This window comes from Streptomyces sp. NPDC048479 (assembly GCF_040651435.1).
Lineage (GTDB): Bacteria > Actinomycetota > Actinomycetes > Streptomycetales > Streptomycetaceae > Streptomyces.
Genome location: NZ_JBEZKA010000017.1, coordinates 1 through 18,194 on the forward strand (window position 1 = coordinate 1; position 18,194 = coordinate 18,194).

General features: G+C 69.6%; 15 protein-coding genes and 2 pseudogenes. 7 read left to right on the top strand and 10 right to left on the bottom strand.

What is annotated here, in order from left to right:
* The 6 genes from AB0D12_RS24860 to AB0D12_RS24885 form a co-directional block, all read right to left on the bottom strand.
* Positions 1-89: leucine zipper domain-containing protein (locus tag AB0D12_RS24860; protein ID WP_362687339.1), on the bottom strand; the 89-nt coding region annotated here is incomplete at its 3' end.
* 102 nt (positions 90-191) lie between these two features.
* Positions 192-1,127 carry a serine hydrolase gene (locus AB0D12_RS24865; protein ID WP_362686869.1) on the bottom strand — a complete coding sequence of 312 codons (936 nt, stop codon included), beginning with the start codon at positions 1,125-1,127 and terminating at the stop codon, positions 192-194.
* Between the two features lie 163 nt (positions 1,128-1,290).
* On the bottom strand, positions 1,291-2,781 hold the full coding sequence (locus AB0D12_RS24870; RefSeq protein WP_362686872.1) for a UDP-N-acetylmuramoyl-L-alanyl-D-glutamate--2,6-diaminopimelate ligase: 1,491 nt from the start codon (positions 2,779-2,781) through the stop codon (positions 1,291-1,293).
* A gap of 574 nt (positions 2,782-3,355) precedes the next feature.
* Positions 3,356-3,871, bottom strand: coding sequence for a DUF3592 domain-containing protein (locus tag AB0D12_RS24875; RefSeq protein ID WP_362686875.1), 516 nt, complete (start codon positions 3,869-3,871; stop codon positions 3,356-3,358).
* A gap of 140 nt (positions 3,872-4,011) precedes the next feature.
* On the bottom strand, positions 4,012-4,761 hold the full coding sequence (locus AB0D12_RS24880) for an ABC transporter permease subunit (RefSeq protein ID WP_362686878.1): 750 nt from the start codon (positions 4,759-4,761) through the stop codon (positions 4,012-4,014).
* Positions 4,758-5,054, bottom strand: a complete 297-nt coding sequence (locus AB0D12_RS24885) for a hypothetical protein (protein WP_362687368.1) — start codon at positions 5,052-5,054, stop codon at positions 4,758-4,760. Before AB0D12_RS24885 ends, AB0D12_RS24880 begins: the two co-directional genes overlap by 4 nt.
* Positions 5,055-5,084: 30 nt before the next feature.
* Here AB0D12_RS24885 and AB0D12_RS24890 point away from each other — a divergent pair.
* Both AB0D12_RS24890 and AB0D12_RS24895 read left to right on the top strand, forming a co-directional pair.
* A pseudogene (locus AB0D12_RS24890) lies at positions 5,085-5,525 on the top strand (ATP-binding protein); the annotation flags it as partial.
* 4 nt (positions 5,526-5,529) lie between these two features.
* Positions 5,530-6,179 (top strand): annotated as a pseudogene (locus AB0D12_RS24895) (response regulator transcription factor).
* Between the two features lie 109 nt (positions 6,180-6,288).
* On the opposite strand, the gene AB0D12_RS24900 reads toward AB0D12_RS24895, so the two are convergent.
* Entirely contained in the window at positions 6,289-7,047 is a 759-nt protein-coding gene (locus tag AB0D12_RS24900) for a GntR family transcriptional regulator (protein ID WP_362686881.1), read from the bottom strand.
* Between the two features lie 191 nt (positions 7,048-7,238).
* On the opposite strand from AB0D12_RS24900, the gene AB0D12_RS24905 reads away from it, so the two are divergent.
* Together AB0D12_RS24905 and AB0D12_RS24910 are read left to right on the top strand one after the other, a co-directional pair.
* Positions 7,239-7,673, top strand: coding sequence for an ATP-binding protein (locus AB0D12_RS24905; RefSeq protein ID WP_362686884.1), 435 nt, complete (start codon positions 7,239-7,241; stop codon positions 7,671-7,673).
* Positions 7,674-7,897: 224 nt separating this feature from the next.
* Positions 7,898-9,925, top strand: a complete 2,028-nt coding sequence (locus tag AB0D12_RS24910; RefSeq protein ID WP_362686887.1) for a TerD family protein — start codon at positions 7,898-7,900, stop codon at positions 9,923-9,925.
* A gap of 147 nt (positions 9,926-10,072) precedes the next feature.
* On the opposite strand, the gene AB0D12_RS24915 is transcribed toward AB0D12_RS24910, so the two are convergent.
* From AB0D12_RS24915 to AB0D12_RS24925, 3 genes are read right to left on the bottom strand one after another with little or no spacing between them, the layout of a single operon-like run.
* Entirely contained in the window at positions 10,073-11,755 is a 1,683-nt protein-coding gene (locus AB0D12_RS24915) for a thiamine pyrophosphate-binding protein (RefSeq protein ID WP_362686890.1), read from the bottom strand.
* Positions 11,752-12,720, bottom strand: coding sequence for an agmatinase (gene speB, locus AB0D12_RS24920; RefSeq protein ID WP_362686893.1), 969 nt, complete (start codon positions 12,718-12,720; stop codon positions 11,752-11,754). Before speB ends, AB0D12_RS24915 begins: the two co-directional genes overlap by 4 nt.
* A 41-nt stretch (positions 12,721-12,761) precedes the next feature.
* The gene (locus AB0D12_RS24925) at positions 12,762-14,228 is read right to left on the bottom strand and encodes a sodium:solute symporter (protein WP_362686896.1); all 1,467 of its coding nucleotides are present in this window, start codon (positions 14,226-14,228) and stop codon (positions 12,762-12,764) included.
* A 126-nt stretch (positions 14,229-14,354) separates the two neighbouring features.
* Between AB0D12_RS24925 and AB0D12_RS24930 the strand changes: the two genes are divergently transcribed.
* The 3 genes from AB0D12_RS24930 to tesB all read left to right on the top strand — a co-directional run bounded on the left by AB0D12_RS24930 (position 14,355) and on the right by tesB (position 18,182).
* Complete coding sequence (locus AB0D12_RS24930) at positions 14,355-15,947, top strand: PucR family transcriptional regulator ligand-binding domain-containing protein (protein WP_362686899.1); 1,593 nt, start codon at positions 14,355-14,357, stop codon at positions 15,945-15,947.
* A 185-nt stretch (positions 15,948-16,132) separates the two neighbouring features.
* Positions 16,133-17,290: an acyl-CoA dehydrogenase family protein gene (locus tag AB0D12_RS24935; RefSeq protein ID WP_362686902.1), complete on the top strand. Its 1,158-nt coding sequence runs from the start codon at positions 16,133-16,135 to the stop codon at positions 17,288-17,290.
* 19 nt (positions 17,291-17,309) lie between these two features.
* Positions 17,310-18,182 carry an acyl-CoA thioesterase II gene (gene tesB, locus AB0D12_RS24940; RefSeq protein WP_327323719.1) on the top strand — a complete coding sequence of 291 codons (873 nt, stop codon included), beginning with the start codon at positions 17,310-17,312 and terminating at the stop codon, positions 18,180-18,182.
* Positions 18,183-18,194: the final 12 nt, after the last annotated feature.

The following is an 18,194-nucleotide window of genomic DNA, read 5'->3' on the forward strand; positions in this document are numbered from 1 at the left end:
GCCACGTGAGCGACCGGCCGTCCGGAACGGACACGTTCAACCAGCAGCTGCCTCCCGAAGACGGTCAGCCGGGCATTACGGTGGGACACGAAGGCCTCCGTGCGGTGAAGAATTCGACACCTCCACCACACACGGAGGCCTTCGCCATGATCAAGACCCGTGCGTGTCAACAACGCTCGTGATCAATACAACTAGGACGCGGGGCCCCTCTCGGGCACGGCCGGGAACGCCTCGCGCGGCACGGCGGGCGGCGTGACGGCCGTGCGCGCGTTCGCGGTCGGGTTGAGGTCCAGGTGAATCGCGCGGGCGACGGCCTGGATGGTGTTCACGCCGTCGTTCATGGTCGCGTTGTCCTGCGTCAGGACGGTGATCGTGTAGTCGTGGCCATTGCCGGTGAAGGCGCCGATGCTGTGTACGCGCCAGCCGTGGGTGGCCCGCGACAGCCAGCCGTTCTTGAGCTGGACGGTGACCGTGGACGGGGCTCCGGCGGGCGTGCCCCAGCGCTGCGAGGCGATCACATTGCGCATCAGCTTGAGCTCGTACGACCGCGAGGCGTCGGTGAGCACGGTGTTCGGCACGGTCAGCGTGGCCAGCAGCTTCTGCTCGTCACGGGCGGTGATCTGAGTGAGCCCCCAGTAGCCGTCGGCGCCGGGAACGGTCTGCGTCATACCGGCCGCCGTCAGAAACCTCTTGATCTTCGTCAGGCCCAGCTGCTTCCACAAGGCGCTGGTGGCTGCGTTGTCCGACTTGGTGATCATGTCGTTGGCCAGCGTGAACTCGCGCTGGGTGAATCCGCGCTTCTGTATCTGCACGTCCTGGAGCAGTGCCGCGAGCACGGTCGCCTTCACGACGCTGGCCGAGTCGAACTTCTGGTCCGGACGCAGTACGCAGCTGGTCTTGCTGACCCGGTCGTTGACGAGTACGGCGGTCGTCGACTTCCGGCCCTTGAGCGCAGCGGTGATGTCCTGGCTGAGCTTGTCGGCGAGGCCGGCCTTCTTGGAGGTACAGGCGACCGTCGGCGTGGCGGCGGCCGCGGGCGTCGTGGCCGCGGCCAGCGGCACGAGCGTTCCCGCGGCCAGGACCGCCGCAGCGGCCCGCGCGCGGCGGGATATTCGGTGGTGAGTCATGGAGGCTTCCCGTCCCCTTGTGCTGTGGCGGGCGCGCGCTCTCCGGCGCACCCGCCACACATGACTCACGAGCGTCTGAAAAGTTGTACGACGTAATACGTCTCACAGGCCGGCCGGTGGCGCAGCGAGCCACCGGGCGCCGTGACCGGCGTTGCCCCGCGTACTACCCCTGCGCAGCGGCGAGTTCGCGCACCGTCGCCATGTCGCTGAAGGGGAGCAGCTGTTCGCCGACGATCTGGTACGGCTCGCTGCCCTTCCCCGCGACCAGGACAATGTCGTCCCGCTCCGCGGCGGACAGCGCGAAGGCGATCGCCCGGCGGCGGTCGGCGACCCGCTCGAACCGGGTGCCGGTCGCCGTGAGACCCGGCGTGATCTGGTCCAGGATCGTCTCGGGGTCTTCGTTCCGCGGGTTGTCCGAGGTGAGGACGCACAGGTCGGAGAGAGTCCCGGCGATCTCCCCCATCCGCGCGCGCTTGGTGTCGTCCCGGTCGCCGCCGCAGCCGAAGACGGTGATGACCCGGCCGGTGGCAAAGTCCCGGATGGCGGTGAGCACCTTGTCCAGGGAGTCGGGAGAGTGCGCGTAGTCCACGATCACGGACGTGCCGCGGGGAGTCTCGAAGCGTTCGAACCGCCCCGGGACCGGGGGCATCCGGTCGAGTGCGGCGACCAGTCCTGTCAGATCGTGCCCCAGGAGATGGCAGGCCGCCACGGCGGCCAGCGCGTTGGCCACCGAGAACCGCCCGGGGACGGGGATCGCCGCGGGGTACTTGCGTCCGTCGTGGTGGAGGGTGAAGCGCGTACCGAGGGCGTCCATGCTGAGGTCGGTCGCCCGGTAGTCGGCCTCGGTGTCGAGGGCGTACGTGGTGACCGCACCGGGCATCATCGCCCGGATTCCGTCTCCCACAGGGTCGTCCGCGTTGACCACCGCGCGCCGGCACAGCCCCTGGAACAGGCGGAGTTTGGCGTCCCGGTAGTTCTCCATGGTGCCGTGGTCGTCCAGGTGGTCCTGCGTGAGGTTGGTGAAGATCCCCACGTCGAGGAACGCGCGGTCCACCCGGTGGGTCAACAGGCCCATCGACGTGGCCTCCAGGACCACGGTGCCCACCCCGCGGTCGCGCATGCACCCCAGCAGGTACTGGAAGTCCGGCGACTCCGGTGTGGTCAGCACCGATCTCGGCATCGGGATCAGCTCGTCGCCGATCCGGCTGCCGGCCGTCCCGATGACCCCCACCCGTGCGCCCTCGGCGATCCGCAGCACGGACTCGACCATGTACGACACCGACGTCTTCCCGTTGGTGCCGGTGACGGCCACCATGTCCATCTCCCGCCCCGGCTCGCCGTAGTAGCGGGAGGTGACCACCGCAGCCGCCTTCCGCGTGTCCGGCACCCGTACGACACACACACCGGCGGCCGACGCCCACACCGCCGCCGGCAGATCGGGCGCCGCGTCGTCGACGAGCACCGCGACCGCCCCGCGTGCGAGAGCGGGGCCGACCAGCTCGGGGCCGCCCTCGCAGTGACCGGGCACCGCGATGAACAGCGAACCCGGCGAGACGCGGTGGGCATCGAAGCACGTTCCCGCGGTGATCCTCGTCTCCGGATCGCCCAGGAGAACCTCATGGTCGTGCCCGGCCAGCAACTCGCTCAACTTCACAGGGGTCCTCTCGAGGGTGCGACGGGGCCGGTGGTCCGGCCGTCGCCGATGGCGATGCCGACGGCACGCCGAGGAGTCGCGGGGGTGGTGCTCAACAGACAGAGCAGTGGAGCGGTGTTCCGGAAACCGGAAAGAGGCCCCGGCTGCGCGGAGAGAGCTCCACGGGCGGGGCGGAAGGGGGGAGAGGGTCCGTCGAGCCGGTCAGCCGTGGCCGTGCAAAGCACGGCAGCGGGCCCCGGGGCCGGTGGTGCACAGCGCGCGAGGTGCCTGTCGCAGGCCCTCCGTCACCGCATATGTGCAACCCATGGGTGGAGTGTACGTCCCACAGAGCGTCCCGGACCCCGCCCCGTTTCGTGGCCCTTGGTCGCAGGTGTGACTGAGCGGGATTCGCCGGTGAAAGGAAGGCTGACGGCAACTTCGGCACCCGGAGCGCGACCCGCCCGGTGCCCGCCAAACTGGCGGGTTGCGGCCGCTCTTCCGTGATCGCTACGTCTCACATCCGCGTTCTGAGCACGGCCACAGCCACTTCGGTGCCCGGCGAGCGGCCTGGCCCAAGCACGCCGCGGGGCAGAACCTAGGGTTCGGCAGTCCAGCTCTGCTCCGGACTGGTCCCGCCGTCATCGACCGACGAGTCGATGAACACGGCCAGACCGAAGCCCATCGCGGCGAAGAAGAGCCCCAGGCATGTGAAGACCACCAGCACCCCGGCGGTCAGACACGACATGACCCCGAGGACGGGCGGCGCAGCGGCCGGCACCGCCCGCTCGGGGCGCTGCGGCAGATACCGCACGGGCACGATGTCCCCCACCACATAGAGCTGCTCCGAGGCGACCTGGGCCCGCACATCCCGTCCGTCGGACGTCCGGAACCCGAGGATCTGACGGCGCTGGCTGTGCCCATGCCCGTCCGAGGAACGGTGCACCACGAACGTCTCCAGACAGCGAGCCTCCGCGACCAGTCCCTCCCGCAAAGTCCGCTTGTACTCCGAGGCCCTCCGCACCATCCAGATGAGCATCCCGATCCCGAAGGCCGCAAACAGCAGCCCGAACACCCCGAACACAAAGCCGAACATTCCGCCCAAAACAGACATTCCGCATCCCCCTGATGGACCGGCCCCAGACCTCTGCACGCCGGGCCGCCGACGCCCGTGAAGATACCCAGCAGGGAACAGCGGTTCCCATTCCCAGGCGCTCAGTCACGGCGGGCCTCAATGCCGCGGGCCGATGTCCTTCAGGCGTCCCGGCGGTGGAGCGACTGCCAGCCGGCCCACAGGGCCGCGGCGACCCAGAGCCCGAGGACGCCGAGCCCGCTCCACGGGCCGAGCGTGCCGGTGGACTCCTGCAGCAGCACCTGCCGGCCCGCCCGGTCGGGCAGGAACTCGACGATGCCGCCGTCCTCCGAGATGTCCCCGAGCACGAACGACAACATGAGCAGGAACGGGATGAGGATGCCCATGACCGCGGGCCTGCTGCGCAGCACTGCCGCGAGTCCGGCCGAGAACAGGGTGACCAGCGCCAGATAGATCCCGCAGCCGACAACGACGCGCAGGGCGCCCGGGGCCACGAGGCTCACGCCCCGGTCACCGAGGAACGCCTGGCCGGCCAGGAAGCAGGTCAGACTCGTCGCCAGTCCCACCAGGAGCGCCAGACCGCCGATGACGGCGAGCTTGGCCGCGTAGAAGGCACCTCTGCGCGGGACGGCCGCCAGCGAGATACGGACGGCACCGTTCTTGTACTCCCCCGAGACGGCGAGCGCTCCGAAGCAGATGGCCGCGACCTGGCCGAAGTTGAGGCCGAAGAACGAGGAGCGGAGCGGGTCGAAGTCGGTCTTGCCGGTCTCCTCGGTGCCGAGCGTCGCGCACATCAGCAGAGAGAAGGCGACGGTGGCGAGGAAGACGGACCCGAGCGTTGCGCCGAGGGAGCGTACGGAGCGGATCTTGAGCCACTCGGAGTGGACCACGGGCGTGATGGACACGGTCATACCTCCTGGGCCACGGCCGGACGGGGTGCGGCGAATTGGGTCTCGTCCGCGGTGAGCGCGAGATAGGCCTCTTCCAAAGTGGCCTCCTCATTGGCGAGTTCAAGGATCGGGATGCCTTGATGTGCGGCGAGCGGGCCGATGTCCTCCACTCGGGCACCTGCCACCGTCCAGCGGCCGTCCGCGCCCTCGACGGGCGTGAATCCCTTGCCCCTCAGGGCCGTGCGCAGCCGCTCGCTCTCGCTGGTGCGCAGCCGCACCCGCGGTGTGGTACGCGCGTCGATGAAGTCCTGCATACCGGTGTCGGCGAGCAGTCGGCCCCTGCCCTGGAGCGCGTACTGCTCGTGCTGCGGGAGTCCGGACAGCCCGTGAGCAGGCGTCCGACGCTCACCGACGCGGACCGGTTGCTGGAGTCGGCGCGTTCCTCCGGCGCCACGGTCGACGCCACGGTGACGGGCCCGGTGGAGCATGTGCCGGGTCCTGTTTCCCGGGAGGGCTACCGCATCGTGCAGGAGGCGCTGACCAATGTGCTGCGGCACGCGGGTCCGGTGACGACGCGCGTACGGATCGCCGTCACCGACGGCCGGCTTGAGCTGGAGGTGACCAACCCCCTTTCGGGACCGGCCACTTCGACCGCCCGCGGCAGCGGCAGCGGGCTGCGCGGCATCCGGGAGCGGGCGGCGCTGCTCGGCGGGAAGGCCGACACCGGCCCGTACGGCGGCGAATGGAGGGTGCACGTGGGGCTTCCGCTGGACGGCCTACGCTGACCGGGTGCCGATCACTGTGCTGCTTGTCGACGACGAACCTCTCGTACGGGCGGGGCTGCGAGCCGTGCTCGAGGCCCAGCCGGACATCGAGGTGGTCGGCGAGGCGGCAGACGGCGCCGCGGTGATCCCCCTCGTGCGGCAACTGCGGCCCGATGTGGTGGCGATGGACGTCCGTATGCCGCTCCTTGACGGCATCGAGGCCACCCGCGCCGTACTGCGTACCGTCGACGATCCGCCCAAGATCCTGGTCATCACGACCTTCGAGAACGACGAGTACGTGTACGAGGCGCTGCGCGCGGGCGCCGACGGCTTTCTGCTCAAGCGGGCGCGCCCCGCGGAGATCGTGCACGCGGTGCGACTGGTCGCGGAGGGCGAGTCACTCCTCTTCCCGCGGCGGTGCGCTCGCTGGCAGCGGAGTACGGCAGCCGGGCCGCCCGCGCTGCGATGGAGCGTGCGGCGCTGACCGAACGGGAGGCGGCGGTACTGAGGCTGATGGCGCGGGGACTGTCGAACTCGGAGATCGCGGGTCAGCTCGTGGTCGGCACCGAGACGGTCAAAACTCATGTCAGCGCGGTGCTGTCCAAACTGGGGGCGCGGGACAGAACGCAGGCGGTGATCGCCGCGTACGAGTCGGGGTTCGTGGCTCCGGCTTGACGGCGTCGTCAGGATCAGCCGCAGTCGACGCCGGTTGCGCCGACGGGCGCGAAGTCACGTGGGCGTGATCTGCACACGCATGGAGGTTGGACCAGCGAGGCGGAGTACCTCACGCCTCGAAGTCGTACTCCAGGATGTAGGCGGACGCGTCCAGGACCATGTCGTTCACCTCGACCGCTCGCCCTCCCTCCGCAAAGGCCGTGCGGCAGATGAGGACGACCGGGGTGCCCGATGCCAGACCGAGCCGCTCGGCTTCGTCCGCACTGGGCATGCGTGAGCGGACTTCCTCGCGGAACCGCACCGGCTTGCGGCCGATCTCGTCGAGCCGGGCATAGATGCCGCCGGGGCCCGTGTCCGGCTCCGTGATCGCCGTTCCCGCCACAAGTTCGGCGTCGAGATAGGAGGTGGCCAGCAACACCGGCCTCCCGTCGAGCACGAACCTTCGGCGGCGCACACATGTCGATGCCCCGGCACCAATATCGAGGACGCGCGCGATCCCCTCGGGCGCTTCCTCCTCCGTCACCGAAATCAGATCGACCACAAGGTCCCGACCCTCGGTGTCGGCCGCCCAGACAGACTGGCCCTCACCCCACAGCCGGGGAGAGAGTCGCTGCACGCCATGGCGACGGATCGGTCTGAACTCCCGCACAAAGACGCCCGCACCTTTGCGAGCTTCGGCCAGTCCTTCCGACTGGAGAACACCGAGAGCCTGTCTGGCGGTCATACGTGCGACCTCGTACGTGGCCATCAGGTCGTTCTCTCCGGGCAGCCGATCCCCAGGACCGTACTCGCCCGCCTCGATCGCAGCCTTCAGCTCGGCAGCGATGCGCTGGTACTTGGGCTGTTGGCCGGCGCCCTGGCTACCCATGGACAGTCCTCCTGATCATCTCTAGACATCCTAGGCACCTTCCCTCACCTACGAGCCGCCGCCCCATGAACACACACAGCCAATCGCGAACATCTCTAGAGAAGGCGTGACTGGGATCACCTCGTCACGCTTCACTCAAGACATCTCTAGAGATGTCTGTTTCTCCACTTCGCGACCACACGGAGGTTCCCGTGCCGAATCGCCATGAGACTGAGGCGCCCGTCGCCACCGACTCCCTCGAAGCCTGGTGGCAATTCCCGAGCAGCCCTCGAAGCGCAGGGCGTGCACGAGTGCTGCTGCGGGAACAGCTCGCCGCTTGGAATGTCGAGGGCGAGGTCGTCCAGATCGCCGAACTCTTACTCTCGGAGCTGGCAACCAACGTCATCCAGCACGCGCGCACCCCCGCAGGCCGCGAGATCGGGGTGCGGCTCGCGCGCTACGACGGGATGCTCCGAGTGGAGGTCGCGGATGCCAACAACCGTCGCCCCGAACCTCGTTCAGCCCCCTCCGATGATGAAGGCGGCCGGGGCCTCACCCTCGTCGCCGCTCTCGCGGAACGCTGGGGCTGCTGCCCTCGTCGCCACGGCATCGGCAAGTCGGTCTGGGCAGAACTCAAGCTCGGGTGATCCTGGCCAAGTTGCCCCCAGGGCTCGACGCACAGCAGCAGACGAGGAGTCCGCAAATTCGGATGCCCGTCCCTTGGTGGCCCCATTCTTCACATCATCTCCTCCCACACCGGTTGCGAGCGCTACGGTTCTTTTCGTCGCACCGAGTGCAAGCTACGTCACAGATCGACATGTTGCGGCTGCCCGGGCCTGCCCGGAGGCGGCTGCACGTCAGGGGGAACGGCATGCGCGAAATGGCCAAGGGTTCCAATGTCGGCCTGGCAGCCCTGGGCGATGAGACCGGTTCGGTGATCGTGAGTCTGCGCTGGAGCAGCGCGGCGGGGGATGGGGACGCGGATGTGTCCGTGCTGCTGCTGGACGGCGACGGCAAGGTGCGCGGCGACTCCGACTTCTTCTTCTACAACAACCCCGCCGCAGCCGACGGCAGCGTGCAGTTGTTGGGCAAGACACCGACCGACAGTGGCAGCGAAGACCGCATCAGCCTCGATCTGACCGCAGTGCCCCAGGATGTTGAACGCATCGTTGTGGCAGCCAGTCGGTACGGCGGCTCCTGTTTCGGTGAACTGGACGACCTTCGGGTGACCCTCGCCGATCGTAGTGGCGAGGCTCTGCTCGGATTCTCCATCACCGACGCCGGCGTCGAGAGCGCATTCATCTTCAGTGAGCTGTACCGGCGGGGCGAAGAGTGGAAGTTCCGTGCAATCGGCCAGGGCTACGAGACGGGCCTGGCTGGTCTGGCCACAGACTTCGGCATCGATATCGACGACGAGAGCGACGACGACGCCGTGGAGGTACCTGCGGTGGAGCAGGTACCGAAGTCCGATGAGCCTCGGCCACCGGCGGCGTTCCCCACTGAGGTAGCAAGCAAAGTGCAGTCGACCGGAGTTGAGCCGACGACAAAGCGCGTCCCCGGCCCCCGCACCGCCAAGAAGAAGGTCACACTGCCCAAGGTGGCCAAGAAGTCCCTCGCCGAGAACGACTCGTGGAGGCCTGCCAGGCTCCTCCCCGCGCCGTCGCTCAAAAGCGACAAGGAGCGCGAGCTACGGGCCACTTCCGTTCTGCTGTCAGTGATGGCCGAAGTGCCGGAGTTGGGGCGTCGGCTCACCGCTGCTTTCGGGGCACCGGCGGGCCGTATGCAGACCTTCACGGAGGTCACGCTGCCGCACGGAGATACCCCCAAGCGCCCGGACGGTGTGATCCGCGTAGAGCGAGCGGGCAAGTTGTGGACCGCTCTGGTCGAGACGAAGACCAATGGGAACCCGCTCAAGCCGGATCAGGTTCAGAACTACATGGACATTGCCGCCCGCCGCGGATACGAGGCCGTCATCACACTCTCCAACGACGTTGCCCTGGAGGGAAGTCCGCTGGTGGATGTCAGAACCGATGGGCGGCGCAAGCACAAGGTCGCCCTCTGGCATCTGTCCTGGGCCGAAGTGGCCCACCAAGCACAGATGTTGATCCGCCATGAGGGCGTCGGCAATGCCGCCCATGCGTGGCTCCTGCAGGAGTTGCTGCACTACCTTCAGCACGAAAATTCCGGCTGCCACGGCTTCCAGAACATGGGACCGGCCTGGGTGCCCGTACGAAACGGCATCGATTCGGAAACTCTCTGTCAGGGCGACCAACGTGCCGTGGAGGTCGTCGAGAGCTGGGAACGGCTCATCCGCCAGGTCTGCCTGCGCCTCGGCGGCGAACTCGGCCAGAAGGCCTTGCCGGTACAGCGCGCCAAGCGCGGCACCGATCCGCACTCGCGGCGCACCGTGCTCGCCGACCGGCTGTGCGACGAAGGCCGTCTGACCGCCGAGCTGCGCATCGACGGTACGCCAGGCATTCTCGCGATCACGGCCGATCTGCGGACCGCCAGACTTCGCACATCCATCGAAATCCAGGCCCCGGACGGGAGTTACCCCCTCACCTCGGCCAAGCGTCTGATCCGGCTGCTGGCCGAGGCGCCTGCGGACCTCCATGTCGAGACTCTTGTCGAGGGCGGCAACGGTCCACGCGGCACCCTGGAGCGGCTACGGCCCGAACCGGCCGACATGCTGCCCAAGGGCGGCACACAAATGACCGGTTTCCGGCTGTCGTTGTTCAAGGGCATGGGTGCCACTCGCGGCAGCGCCGAATCCGGATTCATCCGCAGCGTCGACGAGTCCGTGGACCGGTTCTACGCGAGCGTCGTCGCACAGCTGATCTCTTTCGAACGGCGCCCGGGAAGCCGCGCACAGCCCATGGAACCGGCTGCTGTCGGCTGATCCCGGACCGTCCGCGCGGACGACGAGAACAACGGCGGATCCGCCCTGTCCGATCAGCTCCGGCGGCAGCCGAATGACCTGCGCCCCGCCGCTCCACGGGGGGTAGAAGCAGCAGGGCGCAGGAGTCAGGAGGGCCGGGCAGGGAGCTCAGAGGTGCGTCGGGGCGAACATGCGGAGGACCGCCGGGAGTACGACCACCGAAGGGCCGGGCTCGGCGAAGGACTTGGCCAGGTCCTCGCTCAGCGACTCCGGAGTCGTACGGACCGCCGGGACCCCGAAGGACTCCGCCAGTGCCACGAAGTCCGGGCGGGACAGCTCCGTCGCCGTCGCCTCGCCGAACGCGTCCTCCATGTACTCGCGCAGGATGCCGTAGCCGCCGTCGTCCACGATCAGCCAGGTGACCGGGAGGTCGTACTGGCGAGCCGTCGCCAGCTCCGCGATCGAGTACATCGCGCCGCCGTCGCCGGAGACCGCGAGGACCGGACGAGTACGGTCCGCCGCCGCCGCGCCCAGCGCCGCCGGGAAGCCGTAGCCGAGGCCGCCCGCGCCCTGGGCCGAGTGCATGGTGTTCGGGTGGCGGGCGTCGAAGGCCGACCAGGCCCAGTAGGCCAGGATCGTCATGTCCCAGAAGCTCGGGGACGTGTCCGGCAGGGCCTCGCGGACGGAAGCCAGCATCTGCTGTTCCAGGGTGAGGTCCTGGGCCGCAATGCGGGCCCGGACCTGGGTCAGGACCGTGCGTACGGACTCGGCCGCGGCCGGATCCTCGCGCTCCTCCACCGTCTCCAGCAGCGCCGACAGCGCGAGGCGCGCGTCCGCGTGGATGCCGAGGCCCGCGTGGTTGGACTCCAGCTTGCCGGCGTCCGCCTCGATCTGGATGACCCGGCCGCGGGGCGCGAACGTGTGGTAGTTCGAGGACAGTTCGCCAAGGCCGGAGCCGACCACGAGCAGGACGTCCGCGGATTCGAGGAAGTCCGTGGTGTGGCGGTCCTCCAGCCAGGACTGGAGCGAGAGCGGGTGCTCCCAGGGGAAGGCGCCCTTGCCGCCGAAGGTGGTGACGACCGGCGCGTCGATCTTCTCCGCGAGGGCGAGCAGCTTGCCGCACGCGTCGGAGCGGACGACTCCGCCGCCCGCGATGATCGCCGGACGGGATGCGGTGGACAGCAAGTGCGCAGCCACAGCCGTCAGTTCGGGGCGCGGCACGACCTCCTGCGGCGTGGCGTCCATGGCCGTGACGACCGGCAGGGTCGTCTCGGCCAGCAGCACGTCCTGCGGGATTTCGACCCAGACCGGGCCGTGCGGCGCCGTCAGCGCCGACTGCCAGGCCGCGGCGATCGCGGACGGTATCTGCGAGGCCGTACGGACGGTGTGCACGGACTTCACGATGTCGCGGAACGACGCCTGCTGGTCGCGCAGTTCGTGCAGATAGCCGTGGCGGCCACCGCCGAGACCGGGCGTCGGGACCTGGCTGCCGATGGCGAGCACCGGCGCCGAGGCCGCGGCCGCCTCCTGGAGCGCGGCCAGGGACATCAGCGCGCCGGGGCCGGTCGAAAGCAGCAGCGGGGCCACCTCGCCGGTGACCCGGCCGTACGCGTCGGCGGCGAAGCCCGCGTTGTTCTCGACGCGCAGCCCGACGTACTCCAGCTGCGAGCGGCGCAGCGCGTCGAACATGCCGAGCGCGTGCTGGCCCGGCAGGCCGAAGATCGTGGTCGCGCCCAGGCCCTGCAGGGATTCGACAACGAGGTCGCCGCCGTTGCGGCCGGGCGGCGGGTTCAGCGCGGCCGCGGTCTGAGCCTCGGTGGGGCGCAGTACCAGGTCGTGATCGTGCGTCACTTGGCGCGCCCCTCGGCAATCTGGCGGGACATGATCGTGGTCAGCTCGTACGCCGTGTGGGACGCGGCGACCGAGGTGATCTCGGCGTGATCATACGCGGGCGCAACCTCGACGACGTCGGCCGAGACAAGGTTGCAGGAGGCCAGACCGCGCAGAATCTCCAGCAGTTCGCGGGAGGTCATGCCGCCGGCCTCGGGCGTGCCGGTGCCGGGCGCGTGCGCCGGGTCGAGGCAGTCGATGTCGATGGAGATGTACAGCGGCCGGTCGCCGATGCGCTGGCGCAGCTGGTCGGCGACCTCGTCGGCGCCCCGCCGGTAGACATCGGCCGACGTCACGATGCCGAAGCCCATCTTGGCGTCGTCGTCCAGGTCCTGCTTGCCGTACAGCGGACCGCGCGTGCCGACGTGCGAGAGCGCCTCGGTGTCGAGGATGCCCTCCTCGACGGCCCGGCGGAACGGCGTGCCGTGCGTGTACTCGGCGCCGAAGTACGTGTCCCAGGTGTCCAGGTGCGCGTCGAAGTGCAGCAGCGCGACCGGGCCGTGCTTCTTGGCCACCGAGCGCAGCAGCGGCAGCGCGATGGTGTGGTCGCCGCCGAGCGTCATCATCCGCGCGCCGGTGCCCAGCAGGTCGTCGGCCGCCGCCTCGATCGTCTCGACGGCCTCGTTGATGTTGAACGGGTTCGCGGCGATGTCACCCGCGTCCGCGACCTGCGCGAGTGCGAAGGGCGAGGCGTCCTGCGCCGGGTTGTACGGGCGCAGGAGCCTCGACGCCTCGCGGATGGCGTTGCCGCCGAAGCGTGCTCCGGGACGGTAGGAGACCCCGGAGTCGAAGGGAACGCCGACCACGGCGACATCGGCGCGGCCGACCTCGTCGAGCCGGGGCAGCCGGGCGAACGTCGCGGGTCCGGCGTACCGCGGAATACGGGACGAGTCGATCGGGCCGCGCGGCTGCTCGTTGCTGCTCATGAGATTTCCTACTTTCCTACGCTTCGTTGCGGTTTACGACTTTAGCTGGCGACGGTCACGGGCTCGGCCGGGGCCTCTTCCTCGGCGCCGCGGCCCGCCAGGCGTTCGCGCCAGTTCGCCAGCGTTGCCGCGTCCGTCGGCCTGGTCGCCAGGGAGACGATCACGTACGCCGCCAGCGACAGCAGCAGGCCGTAGTAGACGGGCTGGTTGGCGAGGATTCCGTACGTGGCCATCAGGCCGATGACCGAGAGGCCGCCGACGGTGACCGAGGCCAGCGCGCCGTACACGGTGCCGCGCTTCCACAGCAGGCCGCCCAGGATCGGCACCAGCAGACCGCCGACGAGCAGGTTGTACGCGACCGTCAGCGCCTCGATGACGTTGTTGAGCGCGATGGCGATACAGATGACCGCGATGCCCATGATCAGGATGAAGACGCGGTTGCCCTTCACCTCGTCGTGGTCGTCGCCGTTCCGGGACGTCAGGCCCCGCACTCGCGACCAGATGTCGTTGTTGGCGACGGTGGCGCAGGCGATGAGCGCTCCGGAGGACGTCGACATGACGGCGGCGAGGGCCGCGGCCAGCACCAGTCCGCGTACGCCCATGGGCAGTTCGTCCTTGACGATGGTCGCGAAGGCGTCGTCGGCGTTGGGCAGCTTCGGGTAGAGGACCTTGGCGGCGGTGCCGATGACGGCGCCGGCCAGGGCGTAGACGAGGCAGTACGTACCGGCGACCGTGCCGCCGTACCGCGCGACCTTGTCACTGCGCGCCGTGAACACCCGCTGCCAGATGTCCTGGCCGATCAGCATGCCGAAGGTGTAGATCAGGACGTAGGTGAAGATCGTCTCGCCGCCGATGCCCAGCGGGTCGAAGTACTCGGTGGGGAGCTTCGCCTTCATCTCGCTGAAGCCGCCGGCCTTGACGACCGCGATGGGCAGCAGGAGCAGGAGCACACCGACCGTCTTCACGACGAACTGCACCATGTCGGTGAGGGTGATCGACCACATGCCGCCGAGCGTCGAGTACGCGACGACGATCGCGCCGCCGAGGATGATCGAGGCGGTGCGGTTGAGGTCGAAGAGGACGTCGAAGATGGTGGCGTACGCGATCGTGGAGGTGACCGCGAGCATCAGCGTGTACGCCCACATCACCACGCCGGAGATGAGGCCGGCCTTGCCGCCGTAGCGCAGGTCGAGCATCTCGGAGACGGTGTAGACCTTCAGCCGGGCGATGCGCGCGGAGAAGAACACCGAGAGGGCCAGGAGGCCGAGGCCGATGGTGAAGACCATCCACGCGCCGGAGAGGCCGAACTTGTAGCCGAGGCCGACGCCGCCGATGGTGGAGGCGCCGCCGAGGACGATGGCCGCCATGGTGCCGGAGTACATCGAGGGGCCGAGTCGGCGGCCCGCGACCAGGAACTCGCTCTTGGACTTGGCGCGGCGCATGCCCCACCAGCCCACGCCGAGCATGCCGGCCAGATAGACAACGATTACTGCGTAGTCGACAGCCATCGGCTTTCCTTCCGTCTCGTCCCCCGGGGTCCTCAGGTCTTGTGCGAAACGACGCTAGGTGGCTGGAAAGCAACGCTGAAGTGTACGTTTTATCCATTCTCAACACCGCTGATGGATGGACCGTCCATGCCGGAATCTGCAGCAGCCCCACCGACCCCAGGTATCCCTCTCGCCGCGCTGCTCGCCCGCGAGGATCTCGGCCTGCGCCAGATCGCCGGGCCGATGGAGGCGGGCACGGTGCTGCACTGGGTGCACACCTCGGAGATGGAGGACCCCTATCCGTATCTGCTCGGCGGCGAGCTGCTGATGAGCGCCGGGGTGCTGCTGAAGGACCCCGACAGGTATGTGTCGCGCATTGTGCAGGCGGGCGCGGCAGCACTCGGCTTCGGCGTCGCGCCGGTGTACGACACGGTGCCGGACGCGCTGATCGAGGCGTGCGACCGGCACGGACTGCCGCTGCTGGAGGTCCCACCGAAGACGCCGTTCACGGCGGTGGCCCGCGCGGTGTGGCGGCTGATGGCCGAGGCCCGCCACCGGGAGCTGCGCCGGGTGACCCAGGCCCAGCAGGGCCTCGCCACGGCGGCGGCCCGCCCGGACCCGGTCCCGGCGGTCCTCCACCAGCTGGCGGCCCGCCTGGGCGGCCGGGCGGTGCTGCTCGACGCCTCGGGCGCGGAACTGTCGGCCGCGGGGGGCGCCCCGGGCCCGGAGGCGCGGGCGGCGCTGAAGCGGCTGGCGCAGGTGGTGAGCCCCCAGGTGAACCCGTCGTCGGCGGACACGGAGGAAGTCCCCCGCTCCGCCCCTGCCCGAACCGAGGGGGCGCCCACCGACCCCACCGACCCCACCGCGCCCGCCGCGCCCGCTTCGCGGCGAGGCCCGGCGGACGGCGGGCCGCCCGCCGGGGAAACCAGCCGGCCCGCGCCCGCGTCCGCCAGTGACGCCGTCGGCGGGACCCATCTCGCCGCCTACGCCCTCGGCGGCAGCCAAGGGCTCGTCCTCGGCCTCGCCACTCCCCACCGTGAGCCCGGTGACCACACCGTCGCCGGTGTCGCCGTCGTGCTGCTCTCGCTGCTGACCGCGCCCCACCAGGGCGCCGACAGCACCGGCCGCAGTGCCGCTCTCGTACGGCTGCTGCTCGGCGCGCGGCCCGCCGAGGCCGCGCCGTTGCTGGGGGCCGAGCGGTGGATCGTCGTGCACGCGCGCGGTGAGCGCGGCACGCCCTTCGCCGCGTCCGCGCTCGGCGCCGGGCTCGGCAGTGCGCTCGTCGACCCGGCCGAGGACGGCACCGTACGGATCCTGCTCCCGGCCGACCGCGAGGTGACCCCGCAGCCCGGCTGGGTCCTCGGCGTGAGCGCCCCCGTCCGCCCCGAGGAGCTCGGCGCCGCCGACACCCAGGCGGCCAGGGCCGTCCACCGCGCCGCTGCCACCCGCACCGATGTGGTCAGGCACCGCGGCACCTCGCTGGCCGCACTGCTCTCGCCCGACGAGGCGGCCGCCCACGCCCGGATGCGTCTTGCCCCGCTCGTCGACTCCCCCGCCCTGGTCGAGACCCTGCGCAGCTGGCTCTCCCTGCACGGCAGTTGGGACCGTACGGCCGCGGCGCTGGAGGTCCACCGCAACACCGTCCGCCAGCGCATCGCCCGCTGCGCGACGCTGCTGGACGAGGACCTCGACGACGCCGACGTACGGATGGAGCTCTGGTTCGCCCTGCGCTCCCTCTGAGCCGGCACCGAGCCGGCAACTGTGACGCGTACGACCGAGCCTCACTCTGGACAGCCCCGGTGACCGACGGGTAACTTCAGCCTGAGCAAGCGCTTAGTACAGCACCATCAATTGAGCAACCCCAATGGCGAGCAACCACGTCCGCGAGAGCGGCCGCGGTTTAGCGGCAAAAAGGAGGGCGTCCCGTGCGCCGTACCGTTTTCAACGAGGACCACGAGGCGTTCCGCGAGACCATCCGCGCCTTCATCGAGGCCGAGGTCGTGCCCGTCTACGACGAGTGGTTCGCCGCCGGTCAGGCGCCCCGCGACTTCTACTACAAGCTCGGCGAGCTGGGCGTCTTCGGCATCCGGGTCGACGAGGAGTTCGGCGGCGCCGGCATCGAGTCGCACAAGTACGAGGCCGTGATGTACGAGGAGACGGCCCGCGCGGGCGTCAACTTCGGCGGCTCCGGCGTGCATGTGCTGCTCGCCCTGCCGTACATCCAGATGCTGGCCACCGACGAGCAGAAGAAGCGCTACCTGGAGAAGTTCGTCACCGGCGAGGAGATGTGGGCGCTGGCGATGACCGAGCCGGGCACCGGTTCCGACGTCGCGGGCATGAAGACCACCGCCAAGCTCTCGGAGGACGGCACGCACTACGTCCTCAACGGCGCCAAGACCTTCATCACCGGTGGTGTGCACGCCGACCGCGTGATCGTGTGCGCCCGCACCTCGGCCCCGCGCGAGGACGACCGCCGCTTCGGCATCTCCCTGTTCGCGGTGGACACCAAGTCCGAGGGCTACTCCGTCGGCCGCAAGCTGGACAAGCTCGGCCTGAAGACCTCCGACACCGCCGAGCTGGCCTTCGTCGACGTCAAGGTCCCGGCCGAGGACCTGCTCGGCGAGGAGAACAAGGGCTTCTACTACCTCGGCGCGAACCTTCCCTCCGAGCGCTGGGGCATCGCGTTCGGCGCGTACGCGCAGGCCAAGGCCGCCGTCCGGTTCGCCCAGCAGTACGTGCAGGACCGGACGGTCTTCGGCAAGCCGGTCGCGCACTTCCAGAACACCAAGTTCGAGCTGGCCGCCTGCCAGGCCGAGGTGGACGCCGCCGAGGCCGTGGCCGACCGCGCGCTGGAGGCTCTGGACACGGGCGAACTCACGCCCGCCGAGGCCGCGTCCGCGAAGCTGTTCTGCACCGAGGTCGCGCACCGCGTCATCGACAAGTGCCTGCAGCTGCACGGCGGCTACGGCTACATGAACGAGTACCCGATCGCTCGTCTCTACGCCGACAACCGCGTCAACCGCATCTACGGCGGCACCAGCGAGGTCATGAAGTCGATCATCGCCAAGTCCATGGGCCTGTAAGGACAGTTACCTTCCTCCCATGAGCTCAGCACTTGACGACCTGCTCGATCTGCTCGACCTGGAGCAGATCGAGCAGGACATCTTCCGGGGCCGGTCCCGCTCCGCCCTCGTACCGCGCGTCTTCGGCGGACAGGTCGCGGCCCAGGCGCTCGTCGCCGCGGGCCGCACCGTCCCCGAGGACCGCACGGCCCACTCCCTGCACGCGTACTTCCTGCGCATGGGCGACCCCGGCGCGCCGATCGTCTACACGGTCGACCGCATCCGCGACGGCCGCTCCTTCACCACGCGCCGGGTCGTCGCCGTCCAGCACGGACAGCCGATCTTCCACCTCTCGGCGTCCTTCCAGACGTACGAGGAGGGACTCGAGCACCAGGCGGCAATGCCGTCCGCGCCCGAACCGGAGACCCTGCCGACGGCGGCCGAGATCCTGCCGCGGTACGCGGGCGACTTCGTCGACCCCGGCACAGTGGAGCGGCTGCTCGAGGCACGGGCCGCGGTCGATCTGCGCTATGTCGACGCTCCGCCGTACGGCAGCGTGGGCGAACCGCGCGAGCCGCGCTCGCAGGTGTGGTTCCGGGCGAACGGCAAGCTCGCGGACGACCCACTGCTGCATGTCTGCCTCGCCACCTATGTCTCCGACATGACGCTGCTCGATTCGGTGCTCCTGGCGCACGGCCGCGGCGGCTGGGCGGTCGGCGACGTGGTCGGCGCCTCGCTGGACCACGCGATGTGGTTCCACCGGCCCTTCAGAGCCGACGAGTGGCTGCTGTACGACCAGGAGTCACCGTCGGCGTCCGGCGGCCGGGGTCTCGGCCAGGCGCGGATCTACACCCAGGACGGGCGGCTTGCCATCTCCGTCATCCAGGAAGGCGTCGTTCGCGTACCCCACTGATCGGACATACGG

Coding starts and splice junctions, on each gene's coding strand:
- AB0D12_RS24865 (WP_362686869.1), bottom strand. CDS start 1,127: ATGACTCACCACCGAATATCCCGCCGCGCGCGGGCCGCTGCGGCGGTC.
- AB0D12_RS24875 (WP_362686875.1), bottom strand. CDS start 3,871: ATGTCTGTTTTGGGCGGAATGTTCGGCTTTGTGTTCGGGGTGTTCGGG.
- AB0D12_RS24880 (WP_362686878.1), bottom strand. CDS start 4,761: ATGACCGTGTCCATCACGCCCGTGGTCCACTCCGAGTGGCTCAAGATC.
- AB0D12_RS24885 (WP_362687368.1), bottom strand. CDS start 5,054: ATGCAGGACTTCATCGACGCGCGTACCACACCGCGGGTGCGGCTGCGC.
- AB0D12_RS24900 (WP_362686881.1), bottom strand. CDS start 7,047: ATGGGTAGCCAGGGCGCCGGCCAACAGCCCAAGTACCAGCGCATCGCT.
- AB0D12_RS24910 (WP_362686887.1), top strand. CDS start 7,898: ATGCGCGAAATGGCCAAGGGTTCCAATGTCGGCCTGGCAGCCCTGGGC.
- speB (WP_362686893.1), bottom strand. CDS start 12,720: ATGAGCAGCAACGAGCAGCCGCGCGGCCCGATCGACTCGTCCCGTATT.
- AB0D12_RS24925 (WP_362686896.1), bottom strand. CDS start 14,228: ATGGCTGTCGACTACGCAGTAATCGTTGTCTATCTGGCCGGCATGCTC.
- AB0D12_RS24930 (WP_362686899.1), top strand. CDS start 14,355: ATGCCGGAATCTGCAGCAGCCCCACCGACCCCAGGTATCCCTCTCGCC.
- tesB (WP_327323719.1), top strand. CDS start 17,310: ATGAGCTCAGCACTTGACGACCTGCTCGATCTGCTCGACCTGGAGCAG.